Source organism: Pseudomonas sp. JV449 (assembly GCF_032424295.1).
Taxonomy (GTDB): domain Bacteria; phylum Pseudomonadota; class Gammaproteobacteria; order Pseudomonadales; family Pseudomonadaceae; genus Aquipseudomonas; species Aquipseudomonas marginalis.
The window spans coordinates 1-18,515 of the sequence record NZ_VYKD01000022.1; the positions used below are offsets into that span (position 1 = coordinate 1).

Sequence of the window (18,515 nt, forward strand, 5' to 3'; positions counted from 1 at the left end):
ATAACAGCTTTTGGGGCCGCTTCGCRGCCCAGCGCGGGGCAAGCCCGCTCACCACAGAAGCCCGCTCACCACAAGAAGTCCGCTCACTACTAAGCGTGCGTAAAACCCGTTCCCCCGGCCACCTCGCCATCGGCTTGCGCCTTGTCCAACAGTTGCTGCACCCACGGCGCGTTCCGGGCATTGACCACGCCATAGCGGTCCGGCGGGAAAAACGCCCAGTGATGGGCGATTGCAGTAAGGCGCTTGAGCTCATCGGCCGCCAGCCAATACCCGGTGTCCAGCAAGGGCAGCGGTTCGCCGTCGAAACGTCGGCCCAGCATCAGGTTGGTGCCGGGGGCAAAGGTAAAGGCCAGGTCCTGGCAGGGTTGCAGTTGTTTGTCCGGGGCCGGCATGCTCCCGACGCGGTTGTAGGTGAAGTCGCCGGGGTATTCGTCCTTGAATACCAGCCAGTGGCCCGCCGTGGTCTTGGCGACGATCCACTGCGATACCCCGCTGCTCTGGGTGCGTTCGAGCTGGCCGTTTTTCCATTGCATCAGGGCGTTGCAGTCGGGATCGTAGTCCGAGGCCCACAGGCTGGTGCCCGACACCAGCGTGTGGCGCTCCAGCTCGACCACCCCCTGGTCCGGCATGGCCTGCCAGTAGCGCTTGATGGGGTCACGGGTATCACGCAGGTAGTTGCGCAGCCCCCAGGCCGCCGTAAAGACCACCGCCGCCAACACCTGCCAGGCAAAGGTGTTGCCGATAACTCGGTCCACGTCCAGGCCAGGCGCGAACGCGGCCCCGTACAGCCACACGCCCAGCATGAACACCAGGCTGGGCAGGAACACACCAAAGCACAGCGGCGGCAGCAGCACTTCGATCCAACTGAAGTGATGCCCGGCTGCATGCTCCCGTGCCCAGGCCTGCTCCTCGGCGAGCATCGGCGCCTGTTCGCGCGGGCCGATGCCGGGATCGGGGGCCTTGAAGCGCCAGTAAAGTGCCACGGGGTCGTTATTCATGCCGCGCATCATGCCCTTGGCGCGGGCAGAGATACAGCGCCCCGACCACCGATAAAACAATCATTGCCGAGACCCGCCTACAGTCATACGATGACTGATCACACCCATAACAATAAAGGATCACCCGTGAACAAACCTTTGCTCCTGGCCGCCGCCGTTGTCTGCGGCCTCAGTGCCCACGCCCACGCCCACGCCACCACGTTTGCGTATATCTCCAGCCCCGGTGACGGGCTGATTTCCCAGTACCGCCTCGACGAAAGTAACGGCGCCCTGAGCCTGGTCGAGCAAGTGACGGCCGGCGATCAGGTCAACCCCATGGCCCTCAGCCCCGACGGCAAGACCTTGTTCGCGGCGTTACGGGTCAAGCCGTTTCAGGTCCAGGGCTTCAGCATCGACCCGACTACCGGCCGCCTGACGCCGCAGTCCAAGGCGCCACTGGCCGAAAGCATGGCGTACCTGGCCACTGACCGCGCCGGGCGCTATTTGCTCGCGGCGTCCTACGGTGCCGACACCCTCAGCGTCCAGCCCATCGACAAGCCTGAACCTATCCACATTTACAAGACCGGCCTGCATGCCCACTCGCTGCGCACCGACCCAAGCAATCGCTTTGCCTACGCCGGCAACCTGGGCACGGACCATGTGCTGCAATACCGCTTCGACGCCGCCACCGGCGCACTCACCCCGATCGGCAGCGGCTACGTGAGCGTGCCAGCCAACACCGGGCCTCGGCACCTGGCGTTTTCGGCCAACGGCAAGTACCTGTATGTGGTTGGTGAAATGAGCGGCACCGTCACCGCGTTTGCCATCGATGACAGCACCGGTGCGCTGACCCAGATTGGCGTGGCCAATGGCATTCCCGAGCATTTGAAACTGGCCCATGGTGAAGTGCGTGACGCGCGCAACAATGACCTGAAAGACGACCCGACGCCGCGCATCTGGGCGGCCGACCTGCGCCTGTCGCCGGACGGCAAGCTGTTGCTGATGAGCGAGCGCACCAGCAGTTCGGTGTCGGCGTTTGCGGTGGATACCGCCACCGGCGGCCTGCGCTTTGTCGACAACTACCCGGTCGAGGAGAAGCAGCCGCGCAATATCGCATTCTCCCCCAACGGGCATTGGCTGCTGGTGACCGGTGAGAAAAGCGACAAGGTCGGCACCTATGCAGTCAGCGCCAACGGTGCGTTGAAGCGGGTGGGGGAAGCGGCGTCGGGCAAGGGGGCGCTGTGGATTGAAGTGCTGCGCACCCAGTCAGAGTAGGCCTCCACACATTTTCAAGGGGGCAATTACGTAGATAGCGTCTTATCCAACACCGCGCCAATCCACCTCACGGTCTCACCGGTAGCAGCTGTGTTGGATAAGGGTATCTACGGGGGAGTATGCCCGCACGCCTCAGCTCAGGCGAAACCGTGCGGTGTTATCACTCAACGCCTGGCTGCCCTTGCTCAAGGTGTCTGCCGCACGGTTTACCGCGCGGGCGCCGTCCAGCAGGCGCCCGGCGGCCTGGTCGACTTGCTGGATATTGCCGCTCACTTCATCCGCCGTCGCTGCCTGCTCCTCCACTGCCGTGGCGATTTGCGCCAGGGTGTCGGTGACGTTCTGCACCGCGCCGGCAATCTCGCCCAGGCGCGTGCCCAGGCCGGTGACGGACTCGGCATCGGTCAAGGCCTGCTCGCACGCGGCGCCCATCAGCGTCACCGCCTGGCTCACGGTGGCGCGCAGACTGTCGACGGTGCCGGCGATCTGCGCCGTCGAGGCCTGGGTGCGTTGCGACAGGCTGCGCACTTCATCGGCGACCACCGCAAAGCCCCGGCCTTGCTCGCCTGCGCGTGCGGCTTCAATGGCGGCATTAAGGGCCAGCAGGTTGGTCTGCTCGGCAATGCCGCGAATGGTGTCGACCACCGATTGAATCTGCTGGCCTTGCTGGCTGACCTGCTGCAAGGCGTCCGAGGTGTCGGTCAGGCGCTGGTTGAGCTGCTGGATGCTGGCGGTGGTGCGCTGGCTGTCGCGGCTGCTGTCTTCGGCGATGCGCCGGGTTTGCTGGGCACTGCCGGAGGCCTGTTCGCAGCTGCGCGCGACGCCCATGGACGTGGCGGCCAACTGCGTGGCGGCGGCGGCGATCTGGCTGATCTGGTGCTGCTGGTCTTCGACTTCGCTGAGGGTGCTGCCCGATTGCGAATTCAGGGTAAGCACCGCCGAGCCAAGCTGCTGGGTTTCGTGATTGACGCCGAGCAGGCTGGTGCGCAATTGCACCACCGCGACGTTCAACGCGGTGCTGATCGCCGCGAGTTCGTCGCGCCCTTCTACCGTCACGGCCACGCACAGGTTGCCGTCGCGCAGAGACTCGGCCAGCGTAGTGATGCCGCTGGCGCTGCGACGGATGGACGCTTGCAGGCACATGAACAGGTACAGCGCCGCCAACGCCAACAGGCTGAACGTTGCCGCCATCGGTATGAATTGCGTGTTCGCGTGCTCGTGGTAGTAGTCCAGGCGCGCATCCATCGACGTCAGCGACTGAACACGCAACGCGCCAAGCGAGGTGAGCATGGCGTCGATACTGCGCTCGAAACCGGCTGTATCCAGCTTGATGCTGCCGCCGAACACGCCGTCGTCGAGCACTTTGAGTTCGTTATCCAACAACTGCAGGCTGGTGTCGTATTGCGCTGTCCACGGTTCCATCCCGGCGTATTGCTTGGCCTTGAGCGAAGCCGCAGCCTTGACCAGTTGATCCCGCGCATCGCCGATGCGGCTGCGCAAGTCGCGCATCTGCAAACGGCTCTGCAAGGTGAACTGCCCCGAGGAAATCGAGGACTGCCCCACACTGGCCATCCGCCCGATACGCTCGATCAGGTCGGGCGTTTGCTGGGTGCCCATCTGCATGAGCATGTAGGTTTCCAACCAGGGATCGAGGATCAGGCCGGCGTCGAGGGTGATCTGTTCGCGCAGGGCCTGCATCGCCGTCAGCGCGGAGGTGAAGCGGTCGTAGCCATCCGGCCACCAACCCACGGTGCGCAGGGACGCCGAGTCCATGCCCTTGACCGTGGCCTGCAAAGCCTCGAAGCGGGCCAGGACGTCAGCGCCGGCGTTCTGGGTTTTCAGGGCATCACCGAGGGCCTGCAGGCTTTGCAGGATCAGTGGGAAATTGGCATCCACCTTATCCATCGCCGCCTTCGCCGCTGGCGTCGGGGCATGCAGGATGTCCGCCGCCTTCCAGCGCGCAGCCAGGTTACGTTGGGCGGTCAATTGGCCATCCAGCGCGTCCAGGGCCAACAGTTGACGAAGGCCGGACTGCTCAGCGGAAATCACGCTTAATTTGTCGCGATAGTCCTGGCCGATCATCCACAGGCTGCCCGCCAGGGGTAGCATGAACAGGAAGAACAGGATCTGGAACTTACGCGCGAAGCCGAAACGTCCGAGCAGGCGGATACCGGGTGATAAAAGGCTGTGCATGTCCACTCCCAAAAACAACCCACGCGTTAGACGGCAGGCGAAGCCTTGAAATGACTAACGGCAAAATGCCATGTCATTGATTAGGTTGGCACTAGCAAGATACGGGCCGCTGCTGCATAGCCCTGAAACAGGGCACGCGACGCGCCAAAGCGGCCCGAAGCGTGCGCGAAAATGGGGCAAAAGCACTCAGTCGCGACACAGCCATTGTCACCCGCAGAGACGACTGCCCGAGGCGCGCGCTGAAACGCCCTCAATCACCACAGCCTATCGGCCGCCCATGGGGAGAACTTGAAGGGAGTCCGGCGGCCTATTTACGCCAGCAGTCGGGTAATCCACTGGACCTGCTGGGCGATGGCTTGCGCCTTCGCCTGCGGCACCCGCTGCCGAGCCTGCTCAAAGCCCGCCAGGGTGCGTTTTTTCAGGCGCAACGCACGCTGCCACTTGGCGAGGAACGCCGGGCTGCGGGCCTGCAGGTGCAAGGGGCCGAAGTACAGCTCCTCAGCGCTGTACACCACGGGCTCGGCGCGCTCGGCCATGATGATTTCATAGTAGAAGCGGTTTTCGTGCAGCAACTCCTCACTGAGGATGCGGTAGCCATTGCTCATCAACCAATAGCGCAACGGCTGTTCGCCGCCGTTGGGTTGCAGGATCAGACGTTCGCGGCCGCTGAGGTGGGCCTTGCCGCTGTCGAGGATGTCGCGGATCGTCTCGCCGCCCATGCCGCACACGCTGATCGCGGTGATCGCGTCCGCTGGCTCTATCGCCGCCAACCCATCGGCCAGGCGCACCGTGACGTGCTGCTCCAGGCCATTGTCGCGCACGGTGCGCTGCGCCGCGTGGAACGGCGTGCTCGCCACCTCGCCCGCCACCGCCGCCTCAATCACGCCACGGCGCATCAAGGCCACCGGCAGGTAGGCGTGGTCCGAGCCGATATCGGCCAGCCGCGCGCCCCTCGGCACCTGCGCGGCCACGCGCTCCAGGCGCATGGACAAGGTGTGTTCGTTCAACCTGTGTTCCTTTTTATTCGCCGGAAAATCGATCGCGGCTGTTGGTCAGATGCAACACCATCGCCGCCCTTGCGGCATCCGGGTCCTGGCGCTTGATCGCGTTGAAGATCGCCTCATGCTCCAGGTTCGCCAGTTGCCCGAGCTTGGCAAAGTCCGCCCCGCCGCGCTCGTCACCCTTCACCTGGGTACGCGGAATCATCGCATTGCCCAGGTGCTGCATGATCTCGGTGAAGAACGTGTTGCCGGTGGCTTCGGCGATCAACTGGTGAAAACGCTTGTCCTCTTCCACGCAGCTGTCGTTGTTGGCCAGCGAGGCCTGATAGTCGTCGAGAGCGGCGCGCATGTGGGCCAGCTGCGTGTCGGACCTGCGCACGGCGGCCAGCGCCACCGCCTGCACTTCCAGGCCCAGGCGCAGCTCGAGCATGTTGCGCACGCTGGCGACGGTGTCCACATGCAGGCGCAAGCCTTGCTGGGCCCGTTGCGCCAGCACAAAGGTGCCGATGCCATGGCGCGTCTCCACCAGCCCCGAGGCTTGCAGCTTGGACAGGGCCTCGCGCACCACGGTACGGCTCACCCCATGCTCGAGCACGATGGTGGATTCGGACGGCAGTTTTTCACCGGGCTTCAACTGCCCAAGCAGGATGCGCTGGGTCAGGGCGTCGAGCACGCCTTGGGCCAGGTTGTTGGAGCGTCTACGGACGGGAGGTCCGCTTTCAATGGGCATAGTTACGAATCCACGGGGTTGGGCAGGAGCGAGCTTAACATCCCGCCCCACGGCGTAACCCCACTGTAGGAGCGAGCTTGCTCGCGAAAAACCTGAGGGCGCCGCGTTTATCCAGGATGCCCGCATTATCGTTGACGTTTTTCGCGAGCAAGCTCGCTCCTACAGGTTAGGGCGCGAGTGAAAAAAGCGCCAAACTTGTATGACAACTAATATTTATGGCCGCCAGCCCCACCCTTTCCAGAAGCCTCCTCAACCTTCTTAAAAACCCACACAGACCCGCAAAATAACCAGATCATCACTAAAACCTGGCCCTTACAAACACAAAAACATCATCACCGCATTGCGAACCTAAGAAGCTCACTTGTATGATGTCTATCAACAAAACACGCAAACCCGCATAAAAACAATCAGGGGGAGTTTTGAATTGTGAACAATTCAAGCCATGCATCTGCCGCACCAGAAAGTGATCCGGTCCTCGCGCGCGCCGTGAGCAAAGTGAAGGGCCATGTGCTCCCACTGTTCGTGATCATGTTCATCCTCAACTACATCGACCGGGTCAATATCGGCTTTGTGCGCACGCACATGGAACATGACCTGGGCATCGGCGCTGCCGCCTACGGTTTCGGCGCCGGGCTGTTTTTCATCGGCTACGCGCTCTTTGAAGTGCCCTCCAACATGCTGCTGCAAAAGGTCGGCGCGCGCATCTGGCTGACCCGCATCATGTTCACCTGGGGCATCGTCGCCACGCTGATGGCGTTCATCCAGAACGAAACCCACTTCTACATCCTGCGCTTCCTGCTGGGCGTGGCTGAAGCCGGGTTCTTCCCTGGGGTGATCTACTACTTCACGCGCTGGTTGCCGGGGGTTGAGCGCGGTAAGGCCATTGCGATTTTCCTCAGCGGTTCGGCGGTGGCCTCGCTGATCTCCGGCCCGCTGTCAGGCGCGCTGCTGCAGATCGAAGGGTTTGGCTTCCACGGCTGGCAATGGATGTTCGCCATCGAAGGCCTGGCCTCGGTAGTGATCGGTTTCTTTGTGTGGTTCTGGCTCGATTCCAAGCCCCACGACGCCAAATGGATGACCCGCGAAGAACAGGATGCGCTGGTCAACGCCATCGACCAGGAACAGCGCGAGCGTGAAGCCCTGACCAGCGTCAAGCCGACCCTCGGCAAGCTGCTCAGGGACCGTCAGATCCTGCTGTTCTGCGCCCTGTACTTCTGCATTCAACTGACGATCTACGCGGCGACGTTCTGGCTGCCCAGCATCATCAAGAAGATGGGTGACCTGAGCGATGTGCAGGTGGGTTTCTTCAACTCGATCCCATGGCTGATCTCGATCATCGCCATGTACGCCTTCGCGACGCTGTCGGGCAAATTCAAGTTCCAGCAGGCCTGGGTTGCGGCTGCGCTGTTGATTGCCGCAGCAGGCATGTTCATGTCCACCACCGGCGGGCCGATCTTCGCGTTCGTGGCGATCTGCTTTGCGGCCATTGGGTTCAAGTCGGCGTCTTCGCTGTTCTGGCCCATCCCACAGGGCTACCTGGACGTGCGCATCGCCGCAGCCGTGATTGCCTTGATCAACTCCATCGGCAACCTGGGTGGCTTCGTTGCACCGACCACCTTCGGCTTTCTGGAGCAGACCACCGGCTCGATCCAGGGCGGCCTCTACGGCTTGGCCGGCACCTCGGTGCTCGCCGCTATCCTGGTGTTCTTCGCCAAGACCTCGCCCGCTGCCGTATTGGCCTCGCCGGGCGCCGTGCCCACCGGCGCTGCCATCAGCAAATCTCTCTGAGCCTCTTTAGGAATTAGCCATGAATACTCCCGTCATCACCCACTTCCAGGTCATCCCGGTGGCCGGTCACGACAGCATGCTGCTCAACCTCAGCGGCGCCCACGGCCCTTACTTCACACGCAATATCGTGATTCTCAAGGACAGCAGCGGCAACACCGGCGTCGGTGAAGTGCCCGGCGGCGAACGCATCCGCGAAACCCTGGAAGACGCGCGCAGCCTGGTGATCGGCCAACCCATCGGCCAGTACCAGCGCGTCCTCAACCAGATGCGCAGCGCCTTTGCCTCACGGGATTCGGCGGGCCGTGGCCTGCAAACCTTTGACCTGCGCATCACCATCCATGCCGTCACCGCCATGGAAGCCGCCCTGCTCGACCTGCTGGGCCAGTTCCTCGAAGTGCCGGTGGCCGCCCTGCTCGGCGAAGGCCAACAGCGTGATGCAGTGAAAATGCTCGGCTACCTGTTCTATGTCGGCGACCGCAGCGCCACCGACCTGGCTTACCGCAACGAAGCCGACAGCGACGACGCGTGGTTCCGGCTGCGCCATGAACCCGCCCTGACCAGCGAGGCCGTGGTGCGCCTGGCCGAAGCCGCCAACGCCAAATACGGCTTCAACGACTTCAAGCTCAAGGGCGGCGTATTGAGCGGCGACGCAGAGATCGAAGCCGTCACCGCCCTGGCTGAACGCTTCCCCGATGCGCGCATCACCCTCGACCCGAACGGGGCCTGGTCATTGAAAGAAGCCATCCGCCTGTGCCGCGACCAGCACCACGTGCTCGCCTACGCCGAAGACCCATGCGGCGCCGAAAACGGTTACTCGGGGCGCGAAGTCATGGCCGAATTCCGCCGCGCCACGGGCCTGAAAACCGCCACCAACATGATCGCCACCGACTGGCGCGAAATGGGCCACGCGATCCAACTGCAATCGGTGGACATCCCCCTGGCCGACCCGCACTTCTGGACCCTGCAAGGCTCGGTGCGCGTGGCGCAGATGTGCCATGAGTGGGGGCTGACCTGGGGCTCGCACTCCAACAACCACTTTGATATTTCCCTGGCCATGTTCACCCAAGTGGCCGCCGCCGCCCCGGGCGACATCACCGCCATCGACACCCACTGGATCTGGCAGGACGGCCAACGCCTGACCCGCGAACCGCTGAAAATCGAAGGCGGCTATGTGAAAGTGCCGGCCAAGCCCGGCCTGGGCGTGGACATCGACATGGACGCCGTGGCCAAGGCCCACGAACTGTACAAAGGCATGGGCCTCGGCGCACGGGATGACAGCGTGGCGATGCAGTTCCTGATTCCGGGGTGGCGTTATAACAACAAGCAGCCTTGCCTGGTGCGCTGAAGCGCTGGGTTCTGGGGGCGGCTCGGTCTCCAGAACACCATCAATCCAATGTGGGAGGGGGCTTGCTCCCGATTGCGGTGTGTCAGCCAGACATGTATCGACTGACACTCCGCCATCGGGGCAAGCCCCCTCCCACATGGGTCCTCGGTGTTTTACAAGGGTTGTGGTCGCTCGCTAAACCGCGCGTCAGGGTTTACCGGCCAAAGCCCGCTTTGCTCTTGCAGTTTTCTTGACTGCCACCGCCGCAATCGGCTGCACAGTCAGTTCCACGCCTAACGCCAGCATCAACTTCTGAATCGTCTCATAGCGCGTTTTAGAACCGCCTTTCAGCGTTTTATATAGGCTCTCGCGATTAACCCCCGCAGACTCCGCCACCTTGTTCACGCCCTGGGCCTTGGCGACCTCGGCAAGCGCTTTCATGAGCACCTGCGGGTCTTGAGATTTCATGCTCTGCGCCAGATAAGCGCTGATGGTTTCCGGGCTATCGAGGAAGCGCGACGCTTCATAGACGCTGGTACCGGAGGTATCAAGATCGAGGATCGGCATGTCCTCTGGTTTGAATTTCGATTCGCTCATTTCATCTACCTCTCAGGGCATCAAGGATCTCTTTTGCCCGTTTGATTCCTCTGTTCTGGTCGGTTTTATCACTGCCCCAGAGCATCAGGTAAGCAGTGATGCCCGTACGCACAAAGTAAATTCTGTAGCCGAGCCCGACAAACACACGCATTTCACTCACCCCATCGCCTACGGGTGCACAATCGCCGAAGTTGTTTTCCTCGGCTCGGTCTAACCGTGTGAGAACAGCGGTTTTTCCATAAATATCGCTCATGCCGCCGAGCCATGTATCGAACTCCGGCGTCCTGCCGATCAGATTGGTCACAGAATTATTTGTAGCCTACTGGCTACTCCTTGTCGAGACCAGTGAATTTTGAGTCCGGAATACTCCGGAAGAAAAATGCTAGTCCAGCGCTCGCATAAGCAGCCGATCGATACTATTAGCGCCTGTGTCTAACCTTCACCACACCTCAGCACCTGCGCATTCGCCCGCTATCACGGTGGCTGACACTCCGCCATCGGCGGCAAACTGAGGCGGCAAATGATAGAGATGAAGCCCAAAGAAAACGTCCTGCACAGCCGCTTCACTTTGCGTAAAATGCGAGCCGTTCTCGATCAGGAAAACTCAACCCAGGAGGGGTAACGCGATGCTTGCCTTGAAGTATTCCGAGACGCAGGAAGGCGTTTACTGCCCCAAGAAACGTATGTTCACCCCATTCCATCGGTGCGATTCAGAGCGGATCACGCTCACCACACTGGATGGAGGCACACGCTTCACAGGCCCCTATTTCAAGCTGAAAGCGCTGTCGGCCACGCAACTTGCTGACGCGCCCGAAGCGCAAGAAACCGACCTCACGCCACCAACGGTGCACGTCTGATCAATTTCGCAGGTTCATGCCCCGCACCACTGAGTCCGAGAGGCCGTCGCGCCGCCACTGCGGACCTCAAACGCAAGGAAACCAGGACATGGCAACAGCAAAAACCAAAAAGGCGTTTGTGTATTCGGCATGGGGGTTACTGTTTTTGAGCCTGGTCGGGGTTTTAGTCATACAGGCCTTCCAGGAAACACCCCAGCCCAGTAAAACCACCTTCCTCAGCGACCTCATCATCGTGACCGCGCGAACGACGCCCGGGAATCGAAAGATCGACGAGCATCTAACCTTCGTTCGCGCGGAAGCGGCCAACAGTCACGCCCTCAAGTTCTATTACACGTTGGTCGATTACGATACCCATCCCGAGGACGTTGACTTGGGCGTGATGAAATCCAGCATCACCAAGGCTGTCTGCGCCGCGCAAATGCCAAGGGACCAGTCCATCATTTCATTGGGTGGCACCTTCATTTACATATTCGGCAGCAAAAACGTAAAAGAGGTTGGACGGTTCGAAATCAACAAGCAGAGCTGTGATGGCTAATGAGCTGGCCCCCTTCAACCAACTCGCTCGAACCGCCGCCGCTTCAGGAACAACCCCACCCCCAACGCCACCGCAAAGATCGACAGCAACCCCAGGTCAGCCCCCCATGGACGGACCTGGCTCGCCGCCACGCAGCCGACCGCCCCCGCCACCACCAGCAGCCCACCCAGCCACGTGCGAAGCAGGTACGGTTTGACAAACCGATCGAGCAGAAAAAACAGCACCAGGGCCAGGACCAACTGGGTAATGTCAGACATGTGCTTCTCCCGTCAGGTCTTGATGATCAGTGTCGAGGCGCTGCGTTGCGGGCCGATGCCGCCGTTGACCTGCGCTTCGATGCTGACCAGTACGTCGCCGGCATGATAGGTGGGCAGAATTTCATTGGCATACATGCGCACACTCGCGCCAACAGGAACACCCACGTAAGGGGAAGCCACAGCAGAAGTGGCGCCAGCGAAGGCACTGGCGGCCAGGTTAGCGATCCTGGTGCGCTTGGCATTGAGGGCGTCGCCCTGTTGCCGCGTCAGTGGCTTGGAGATGCCGATCATCATCACGCACGGTAGGCTCTTGGCCAACATCTTGTCGTACACCTCGACGACCTTGCTGTTGACCTCGTAGTGGGCACTTTTCGCCTCGCCAAAATGCAGCTCGCGCAGGCGTCCGCGTTCGCTGTCGGAGAGGGTGATCTGCGAAACGTTGAACACGATCCCGTGATTGCCCATGTATTGGAACGTCCCTTCGAACTTCATCGCACGCATCCTTTCGAGCCAAAGGCGGGGATTCTCTAGAAGGCGGGCAGTGGATTCAAGGCAAAAGAAACGCAATGAGGAAACGGGGGGCAGGTCGACCTCCCCTGTCGCGACCTTTCCCCCCGCCGCTACTCACGCTCACGCCCGCTTGGGCAACTTCCAATTCGGCCGGATGAAGTGGCAGGTATACCCGTTCGGTATCCGCTCCAGATAGTCCTGATGCTCCGGCTCCGCCTGCCAAAACTCCCTGGCGGGTTCAATTTCCGTGACCACACGTCCCGGCCACAGCTTGGAGGCATCCACGTCAGCCGCAGTATCTTCGGCAATCTCCCGTTGCTGCTCGCTCAGGTAGTAAATCGCCGAACGATAGCTTGGTCCCAGATCATTGCCCTGCCGATTCGGCGTGCTCGGGTCATGGATCTGGAAAAAGAACTCAAGGATCTGCCGGTAGGAAATCACCGCCGGGTCAAACACGATCTCAATCGCTTCAGCATGGTTGCCATGGTTGCGGTAGGTGGCATTCGGCACATCGCCACCGGTATAGCCGACGCGCGTGTGCAGCACGCCGGGGTAGCGTCGCAACAGGTCCTGCATGCCCCAGAAGCAGCCGCCGGCGAGGATGGCGGTTTCGGTTGGGTTGGTCATGGTCTGTCCTTGCGGTTAATAGAGACAGGGATAGTTATGGGGCAATGCTGGGCAATACCAAGTTCAATCAAAGAAAAACTGCCCCCCTATCGACTCAAGGTTTATTCCTGGAACGAAACGCCGCCACCTTCATCCGGTTGCCGCACGTCGCCATGCTGCACCAGCGGCGGCGGTGTGATTTGCTCAGGTCATGGAACAGCAGCACGCAGTCGTGGGCCTCGCACTGGCGGACGAATTCAAACTTATCGTTCGTGACCAAGCCCACCAGCGACTCGGCCACCGGCCCAAGCAGGCTGGCCGGGCTGCTGTCCCGAGGACGCGTGGCAAGCCGAAATGCCTTGTTCTCCTGCGCCCATTCCAGCCTGCTCACCGGGCGACCCGCTTCAAGCACCTGATTGATCACCGCGAGATCGACGGGAACGCCTGTCATTGCCGCATTCACCACCGCCCTTGAACTCGCACGAAGCGTACGAGCGAGGGCCAGCAGCCCACTCGGCGCCTTCGGGTCAAGCTGCTCGGGCAACAGGCCCGCCTGGGTCAGCCAGCTCATCACGCTGTGATCATCGGTGAAGCAGTCATGGCGCTGATCCCCCACCCCGTACTCGGAGTTGATGAAATCAAGGGCCAGGTTGTCGGCTAGAAAAAGTGCGCCTGCGGCAGTGCTGTTCGGATTCATGGGCGGCCAGTAACCAATAAAATATGTTTGACAGGTTACCAAACCCAGGCATAACCTTCAAACACCAACTTTAACGGTTACACAGGAAGCCACATCATGACCACGTCCAACGCCACGGCCGCTGCCGGACTCACCGCCGCCTTGCTGATCAGCGGCGCGGCCCATGCAGACAACACAGTGCATTACCGCTACGAGCAGGTCGGCGACGTAAAGGTGTTCTACCGCGAGGCGGGCGACCCCAGCGCGCCGACCGTGTTGCTGCTGCACGGCTTCGCCGCCTCATCCTTCATGTTCCGCGAACTCATGCCCGAGCTTGCCGACCGCTACCACGTCATCGCGCCGGACCTGCCGGCATTTGGCTTCACCGAAGCCCCGCCGCGCGGCGAATACGCCTACACCTTCAGCCAACTGGCGAAGACCATCGGCCAGTTCACCGAACAGCTCAAACTCGATAAATACGCACTGATGGTCCACGACTACGGCGCCCCCGTAGGCTGGCGCATGGCCGTCGCCCATCCGGAGCGAGTGACCGCGATCATTTCCCAAAACGGCAACGCCTACGAAGAAGGCCTGGGCGCCGGCTGGGCCCCTATCCAACGCTACTGGCACGCCCCGACCCAACAAAACCGTGAAGCCCTGCGCGACTTCCCCACCCCCGCCTCGATCAAGTGGCAGTACCTGGAAGGCGTGGCCGACAAAAGCTCGGTGTCACCCGATGGCTACACGCTGGAAGGGCTGCAAATATCCCGTCCAGGCAATGCCGACATCCAGCTCGACCTGGTGCTGGACTACGCCTCCAACGTCGCGATGTACCCGGCCTTCCAGTCCTACTTCCGCCAGTACCAGCCACCGCTGCTCGCAGTATGGGGCAAGAACGACCCGTTCTTCCTGCCGGCCGGCGCCGAGGCGTGGAAGCGCGATATACCCAAGGCGGATATTCGTTTTTATGACACCGGGCACTTTGCGCTGGAAACCCATGGGAAGGAGATCATTCCGGCTATACGGGCGTTCCTGGACAAGAACCTCCAGTAATCAGCGCAACCCTATGTAGGAGCGAGCTCGCTCGCGAAAAATGTCAACGATAACGCCGCGACTCCGGTTTCACGCGGCGCTCCAGGATTCTTCGCGCATCAGCTCGCGCCTACCTTGTGGACATGTCCTACAGCAAGCTGCAGCGCCTTGCTCCGTTACCTACAGTTGCGTCAGAATCCGCCGGCTTGTGCGCTTGAGTGGGCGTCTCTAAGGTGGCCCGGTCGCTGACAACTCAGTGATCGGGTTTAGTAGCCCGTGGTCGAATTTCGCTTAGTGCACAAGCTTCATCCACCAGACTTCCCGTCTGTGCTTGATGGCGGCTGTGCGCAGGGCACCTTCGGGTGCGCCGGCTTTGCGGAATTCCCCGGTCTACTAACCTGCGTACAGCTGCCACCCTTTCGTTTAGTAGCGAAACGGTGTCGGCCCTGACAGGGAAATTCCGTTATGTACAAAGTCACGCCTAACCCTCCGAACGGTCCCAACCTGAAACTGAATCAGGCGGCGCATCGTGCGATTGATCACTACCTCAACGCGGGCGCCGAACCGCCAGGGCCGCCTCCTCCACCTTCGAATACGCTGTTCAGCGTTGCGGACGATGTCAGCAGTGAAGTGCTGATTGCCAATAGCTATGAGACTTTTTCTTCGGTGACTGCGTTGTTGCTGGACCTGTCGGATGAGCTGGAAGGGAAGCAGCGGGATGTGGCGTTGGCGATTCACCAGTTGAGTGAATTGGGGGTTTTGTTGGTGGATAAGTTGATGGAGCGGGAGGGGGCTGCTGGAGCGGGCAGCTAACCTTCCACCCACTCGATAGATCGCTGAGTCGTTGTGGCCACTTTTATGACGACTCGGCGATTGTCTAGCGCGGTAAAAAAATCCGTCCCCTTAACGTCCCTTAACTTCAATGCCCCTTTCAACTAATAAATAATATTAAAAAAATGGGTGATGGTGTTGGGCGGGAGGGGGCGAGGGGGTGTAAATACCCTAATTCATAGCTTTACTCCTTTTTTTTAGATGCATCTTGCATCGCCTTGGCAAACTCCGTGACAAGTTCAAAAACCTTTGGATCAATCACCTCGGATGCCGTTTTAGAAAATGCGTTATTACCACTAATATTCCAGTGCTGGAAAATATCTTTTACATTGGTTGCATTAGCTTCTTCACTGAAAGCTTGAAGGAAAAATTTCCCGAAGGAAATAGCGTGAATTCTATCGGCATTTTTCAATGCTTCCTCCATATAAGCCTTTGCCAAGGTAAAAGAATATTTTGCCATTGCTAAGAGCAGGCCAATTAAAACTATATTTTTAATAGCAATATAGACCACAACATCCCAACTTGATTTATCGCTAGAGAGCCCCGTCCCCCCAAAGGCCGCAATTAGTGCAGACGCCACTACACCTATAACAATTGCAGCATATCCAAGCCGATACCAAAGCGTAGCACTTGATTTCAGTGAGTTCTCTCGAGTTCTAAGCTCTGCAATTGCTTCCTCCACATACGCAGCGGACTTCCGTTCAATTTTTTCGGCTTTGAGAGTTATCTGCTCTACCTTTGCAGCCCTCCTACCCTCATAAGAGGATATAGCTCTGTTTATACTTCCAACCGCGCCATCAATAGCGTTCGCACTATTAGGATCAATACTTATGTACAAAAATTCTCTCACTTCAGGCGGAAGTGGCAGATCACCAAAAACAACTATTAAGATCAGTTTCTCATCATTCTCTTTCGCATAAGACAGAATATAATTTAATTCCACACCACCACTTTTACTATCTAGAAAACCTTGAGTGATAGGAACTATTACTACGTCTGCCTTGCGAACGACATCTTTAATTGACTCACCCCAAAGATAACCGGGCTCAATATAAACCTTTAGTAATTCGTGATACTCCGAAAGCTTTAACTCCAGAGCTCTCTCAAGTTCAGTTTGCTCAGCAACATCGAAAAAAAATACATTTTTCATATTTAACCTATGTAGCTTACGTAAAATTTTGGTGAATCGGGGTCAACCTGAAATATCAAAACCTGTCAAACAGGCGACTCCGCTGCCTGTTATAAGCGTCACAAAATCCTCATACGAAATTAAGTATAATGTTAACGCTGCCCTTTAGTCTCTGCCTCCCGAATCACCTCCAAACTATACTCTTCGCCAGACCTCACTTTCTCTAAGAGTTCTTTAAACGCCTCAGAATAACGATGCGACTGTATTTCCGCACCATTCATGATCGCGCAGTGGTATTTATTGTCAAAACTCTTTATATCCACACCAGTTACTTCAGCGATGTTAGTCATTAGCCGATCACAAGCGTGCCAGTACTTATAACCCATGGCTTGACCGATGTTTGTTAGGGTGAATGGAAAGTTTAGATTGAATGCCAAACCATCTGCTCCGTCAGCTATACCATAAAGTTTGGCTAGTTCTCCATCCGCTGCGGTTACATCAGCAAGTACGCGGTAATCTACCTGTACCGGATTGCGTGGAATATCGGTCCTCACCAATTGGTAAGTACGTGCCAACAGCGCACGAAGAAGTCTAGGATTCACATTCTGCAGCGCTTCATTTGCACCAAAAGCCGAGTAAACCCAGCTAAAGTCATTTGCGACAACGCTTTTGATGATTACACTGCGGTGGTCTGAAACGGGGATTAGTCGTTCCCGTCGTGGATACACTTCAGTCAGATCCCTATCGTCCCACTCCAAAATGTAGATATTTGGTATTAGCTTGCCATCTTCAGAAAGAATTTCATCGATATCTGCGAGAATCGCTTTTATGTTTGGGTCTTCAGCTCGATAACCGATGAACAACAGCGGATGTTCGGCAAAGAACGCCAGTAGTTTCGCGGAAAGGTATTTTTTGCGTTTTACAAATTCATCGTAGTCAGCACGCGTCAGTACGATACTCTCAGGATTGGATGCGCACCCGTGAATCTTGAATATCTCACCAATGCTTGCATGATTTGCGTACAAAATTTTCTGTCCAACAATCGATTCATACTCTGGAAAAAGCACCTCAAGCAACTGATCGTAGTTGGTTGTTATTATCGAGTGCGGTCGGATTTTTTTTAATATATCTATCTCATCAACCAGCTTATGCCCCTCCAATGCAAGCAACTCTTTGAAGATTTTAGCAACGGTGTGTTTTATATAAATCTGAGGTGAATTAGCTTCTTCATAGAGTTCTTTAGGAAATTGATCCTGACCAGCGCCCCATGCCCAATCATTGTACTTTTCAGAGAACTGAGTCCCAATATCTACAAAGTCTGGATAGCGCTGCTTGTAATAGGCAAATTGTCGGATCTCTGGGCATCGAACGGCTAGATCCTTGAGCAGTTCTTCCCAGTTTGGACCATTCAGGTAGCGCTTGGTGAAACCGGAACCCACAAATAAGATAGGCTGACATGCCATATCACCGATGCAAGCCTTAATATCATCCGTAACGTCATTAACGTACTTTGCGTAATCCATATTCATCGTTGCGACTCCATGACAGTTATGGTACTTCCTCACATCTCTTTTCTGCTTATTATTTTCAATGTTCGACCAGCATCTTTCGAATTTTTTCACCCAACGACAAAACTTTAAATGCCTACTGAAATTTAAAAACCAGCATTTATCCATACCATCAAAAATAACAAGCACCCATGTTCGCTTATGAAAAATAAGGGTCCGATCACATTTAAAATTATGGTATTCTGCCCCTTTTTTTAGACAACTAAGAGCACACTTCTCGAAAACACTTAAAACTCAGTAATGCCCCCTTGAATGTCAGATGACGGAGGACCGTAAGCCCGTAGCTAGTCCCCAGGTTTGTGCTTGTGGATAGGCAAAGTCGGGTGTTTTTTATCGTTGGGAGGATTCACGTGCCGTCTGCGGTCCTCCTTGCCATCTTCGCGCTTGGGTTTCGGACCTGGCTTGATATCAGTAAACATACCTACTCCTTTAAAGAACAGAGGTGAGAAGCTTTGAAAAAGTAGCACATAGCCAGCTACCTAGCTCATTTAACTGACGTAACCTGTATCGCCCCGCAGCTCCCCAAATCGGATACGAAAGAAAGAGAGAGGTTCTGGCCTCCGCTAAAAGCTAGATGATTTTGTGATACACGACCATCGACACCACTTCTGGGTACGGTTCCCGTCAATCGG

The 18,515-nt window shown here is 57.9% G+C and carries 19 protein-coding genes and 1 pseudogene; 7 read left to right on the forward strand and 13 right to left on the reverse strand.

Annotated features, from left to right (window positions below; all coding sequences use genetic code 11):
• Window positions 1-89: 89 nt before the first annotated feature.
• Window positions 90-998 (reverse strand): hypothetical protein, encoded by a 909-nt coding sequence (locus F6S08_RS21325; protein WP_065946535.1) that lies wholly within the window; start codon window positions 996-998, stop codon window positions 90-92.
• 126 nt (window positions 999-1,124) lie between these two features.
• On the opposite strand from F6S08_RS21325, the gene F6S08_RS21330 reads away from it, so the two are divergent.
• The gene (locus F6S08_RS21330; protein WP_315872308.1) at window positions 1,125-2,252 is read left to right on the forward strand and encodes a lactonase family protein; all 1,128 of its coding nucleotides are present in this window, start codon (window positions 1,125-1,127) and stop codon (window positions 2,250-2,252) included.
• Window positions 2,253-2,384: 132 nt separating this feature from the next.
• On the opposite strand, the gene F6S08_RS21335 is transcribed toward F6S08_RS21330, so the two are convergent.
• The 4 genes and pseudogenes from F6S08_RS21335 to F6S08_RS21350 form a co-directional block, all read right to left on the reverse strand.
• Complete coding sequence (locus tag F6S08_RS21335; RefSeq protein ID WP_065925053.1) at window positions 2,385-4,442, reverse strand: methyl-accepting chemotaxis protein; 2,058 nt, start codon at window positions 4,440-4,442, stop codon at window positions 2,385-2,387.
• A gap of 311 nt (window positions 4,443-4,753) precedes the next feature.
• Complete coding sequence (locus tag F6S08_RS21340; RefSeq protein ID WP_065925052.1) at window positions 4,754-5,449, reverse strand: tRNA (adenine(22)-N(1))-methyltransferase; 696 nt, start codon at window positions 5,447-5,449, stop codon at window positions 4,754-4,756.
• A 13-nt stretch (window positions 5,450-5,462) separates the two neighbouring features.
• On the reverse strand, window positions 5,463-6,173 hold the full coding sequence (locus F6S08_RS21345; RefSeq protein WP_065925051.1) for a FadR/GntR family transcriptional regulator: 711 nt from the start codon (window positions 6,171-6,173) through the stop codon (window positions 5,463-5,465).
• A 61-nt stretch (window positions 6,174-6,234) separates the two neighbouring features.
• A pseudogene (locus tag F6S08_RS21350) lies at window positions 6,235-6,324 on the reverse strand (outer membrane lipoprotein carrier protein LolA); the annotation flags it as partial.
• Window positions 6,325-6,599: 275 nt separating this feature from the next.
• Between F6S08_RS21350 and F6S08_RS21355 the strand changes: the two are divergent.
• The gene (locus tag F6S08_RS21355; protein ID WP_065925050.1) at window positions 6,600-7,961 is read left to right on the forward strand and encodes an MFS transporter; all 1,362 of its coding nucleotides are present in this window, start codon (window positions 6,600-6,602) and stop codon (window positions 7,959-7,961) included.
• 19 nt (window positions 7,962-7,980) lie between these two features.
• Entirely contained in the window at window positions 7,981-9,306 is a 1,326-nt protein-coding gene (gene gudD / locus F6S08_RS21360; protein WP_065947638.1) for a glucarate dehydratase, read from the forward strand.
• Window positions 9,307-9,492: 186 nt separating this feature from the next.
• On the opposite strand, the gene F6S08_RS21365 is transcribed toward gudD, so the two are convergent.
• Entirely contained in the window at window positions 9,493-9,882 is a 390-nt protein-coding gene (locus tag F6S08_RS21365; RefSeq protein WP_065925048.1) for an addiction module antidote protein, read from the reverse strand.
• 1 nt (window position 9,883) lies between these two features.
• The gene (locus F6S08_RS21370) at window positions 9,884-10,186 is read right to left on the reverse strand and encodes a type II toxin-antitoxin system RelE/ParE family toxin (RefSeq protein WP_315872309.1); all 303 of its coding nucleotides are present in this window, start codon (window positions 10,184-10,186) and stop codon (window positions 9,884-9,886) included.
• 322 nt (window positions 10,187-10,508) lie between these two features.
• Between F6S08_RS21370 and F6S08_RS21375 the strand changes: the two genes are divergently transcribed.
• Both F6S08_RS21375 and F6S08_RS21380 read left to right on the forward strand, forming a co-directional pair.
• Window positions 10,509-10,739: a hypothetical protein gene (locus tag F6S08_RS21375; protein ID WP_065947636.1), complete on the forward strand. Its 231-nt coding sequence runs from the start codon at window positions 10,509-10,511 to the stop codon at window positions 10,737-10,739.
• Window positions 10,740-10,827: 88 nt separating this feature from the next.
• Window positions 10,828-11,274 (forward strand): hypothetical protein, encoded by a 447-nt coding sequence (locus tag F6S08_RS21380; protein WP_315872310.1) that lies wholly within the window; start codon window positions 10,828-10,830, stop codon window positions 11,272-11,274.
• Between the two features lie 14 nt (window positions 11,275-11,288).
• On the opposite strand, the gene F6S08_RS21385 is transcribed toward F6S08_RS21380, so the two are convergent.
• From F6S08_RS21385 to F6S08_RS21400, 4 genes are all read right to left on the reverse strand, one after another.
• A complete protein-coding gene (locus tag F6S08_RS21385) occupies window positions 11,289-11,531 on the reverse strand; it encodes a hypothetical protein (RefSeq protein ID WP_027604020.1) in 243 nt (80 codons plus the stop codon).
• Between the two features lie 12 nt (window positions 11,532-11,543).
• The gene (locus F6S08_RS21390) at window positions 11,544-12,023 is read right to left on the reverse strand and encodes a hypothetical protein (protein ID WP_315872311.1); all 480 of its coding nucleotides are present in this window, start codon (window positions 12,021-12,023) and stop codon (window positions 11,544-11,546) included.
• 138 nt (window positions 12,024-12,161) lie between these two features.
• The gene (gene msrA, locus F6S08_RS21395) at window positions 12,162-12,668 is read right to left on the reverse strand and encodes a peptide-methionine (S)-S-oxide reductase MsrA (RefSeq protein WP_315872312.1); all 507 of its coding nucleotides are present in this window, start codon (window positions 12,666-12,668) and stop codon (window positions 12,162-12,164) included.
• Window positions 12,669-12,762: 94 nt separating this feature from the next.
• Window positions 12,763-13,344 (reverse strand): CGNR zinc finger domain-containing protein, encoded by a 582-nt coding sequence (locus F6S08_RS21400; RefSeq protein WP_065925042.1) that lies wholly within the window; start codon window positions 13,342-13,344, stop codon window positions 12,763-12,765.
• A 96-nt stretch (window positions 13,345-13,440) separates the two neighbouring features.
• Between F6S08_RS21400 and F6S08_RS21405 the strand changes: the two genes are divergently transcribed.
• Window positions 13,441-14,376, forward strand: a complete 936-nt coding sequence (locus F6S08_RS21405) for an alpha/beta hydrolase (protein ID WP_315872313.1) — start codon at window positions 13,441-13,443, stop codon at window positions 14,374-14,376.
• A 444-nt stretch (window positions 14,377-14,820) separates the two neighbouring features.
• The gene (locus F6S08_RS21410) at window positions 14,821-15,168 is read left to right on the forward strand and encodes a DUF6124 family protein (protein WP_315872314.1); all 348 of its coding nucleotides are present in this window, start codon (window positions 14,821-14,823) and stop codon (window positions 15,166-15,168) included.
• A gap of 202 nt (window positions 15,169-15,370) precedes the next feature.
• Here F6S08_RS21410 and F6S08_RS21415 read toward each other — a convergent pair whose 3' ends face one another.
• Together F6S08_RS21415 and F6S08_RS21420 are read right to left on the reverse strand one after the other, a co-directional pair.
• Window positions 15,371-16,336, reverse strand: a complete 966-nt coding sequence (locus F6S08_RS21415) for a TIR domain-containing protein (RefSeq protein WP_315872315.1) — start codon at window positions 16,334-16,336, stop codon at window positions 15,371-15,373.
• Between the two features lie 131 nt (window positions 16,337-16,467).
• Window positions 16,468-17,844 carry an SIR2 family protein gene (locus tag F6S08_RS21420; RefSeq protein WP_315872316.1) on the reverse strand — a complete coding sequence of 459 codons (1,377 nt, stop codon included), beginning with the start codon at window positions 17,842-17,844 and terminating at the stop codon, window positions 16,468-16,470.
• Window positions 17,845-18,515: the final 671 nt, after the last annotated feature.

Bases quoted from the DNA above. Each gene is read 5' to 3' on its own strand.
- F6S08_RS21415 (WP_315872315.1), bottom strand. From the start codon at position 16,336: ATGAAAAATGTATTTTTTTTCGATGTTGCTGAGCAAACTGAACTTGAG.
- F6S08_RS21390 (WP_315872311.1), bottom strand. From the start codon at position 12,023: ATGAAGTTCGAAGGGACGTTCCAATACATGGGCAATCACGGGATCGTG.
- F6S08_RS21335 (WP_065925053.1), bottom strand. From the start codon at position 4,442: ATGCACAGCCTTTTATCACCCGGTATCCGCCTGCTCGGACGTTTCGGC.
- F6S08_RS21400 (WP_065925042.1), bottom strand. From the start codon at position 13,344: ATGAATCCGAACAGCACTGCCGCAGGCGCACTTTTTCTAGCCGACAAC.
- F6S08_RS21410 (WP_315872314.1), top strand. From the start codon at position 14,821: ATGTACAAAGTCACGCCTAACCCTCCGAACGGTCCCAACCTGAAACTG.
- F6S08_RS21375 (WP_065947636.1), top strand. From the start codon at position 10,509: ATGCTTGCCTTGAAGTATTCCGAGACGCAGGAAGGCGTTTACTGCCCC.
- gudD (WP_065947638.1), top strand. From the start codon at position 7,981: ATGAATACTCCCGTCATCACCCACTTCCAGGTCATCCCGGTGGCCGGT.
- F6S08_RS21380 (WP_315872310.1), top strand. From the start codon at position 10,828: ATGGCAACAGCAAAAACCAAAAAGGCGTTTGTGTATTCGGCATGGGGG.
- F6S08_RS21345 (WP_065925051.1), bottom strand. From the start codon at position 6,173: ATGCCCATTGAAAGCGGACCTCCCGTCCGTAGACGCTCCAACAACCTG.
- F6S08_RS21420 (WP_315872316.1), bottom strand. From the start codon at position 17,844: ATGAATATGGATTACGCAAAGTACGTTAATGACGTTACGGATGATATT.
- msrA (WP_315872312.1), bottom strand. From the start codon at position 12,668: ATGACCAACCCAACCGAAACCGCCATCCTCGCCGGCGGCTGCTTCTGG.
- F6S08_RS21385 (WP_027604020.1), bottom strand. From the start codon at position 11,531: ATGTCTGACATTACCCAGTTGGTCCTGGCCCTGGTGCTGTTTTTTCTG.
- F6S08_RS21405 (WP_315872313.1), top strand. From the start codon at position 13,441: ATGACCACGTCCAACGCCACGGCCGCTGCCGGACTCACCGCCGCCTTG.
- F6S08_RS21325 (WP_065946535.1), bottom strand. From the start codon at position 998: ATGAATAACGACCCCGTGGCACTTTACTGGCGCTTCAAGGCCCCCGAT.
- F6S08_RS21365 (WP_065925048.1), bottom strand. From the start codon at position 9,882: ATGAGCGAATCGAAATTCAAACCAGAGGACATGCCGATCCTCGATCTT.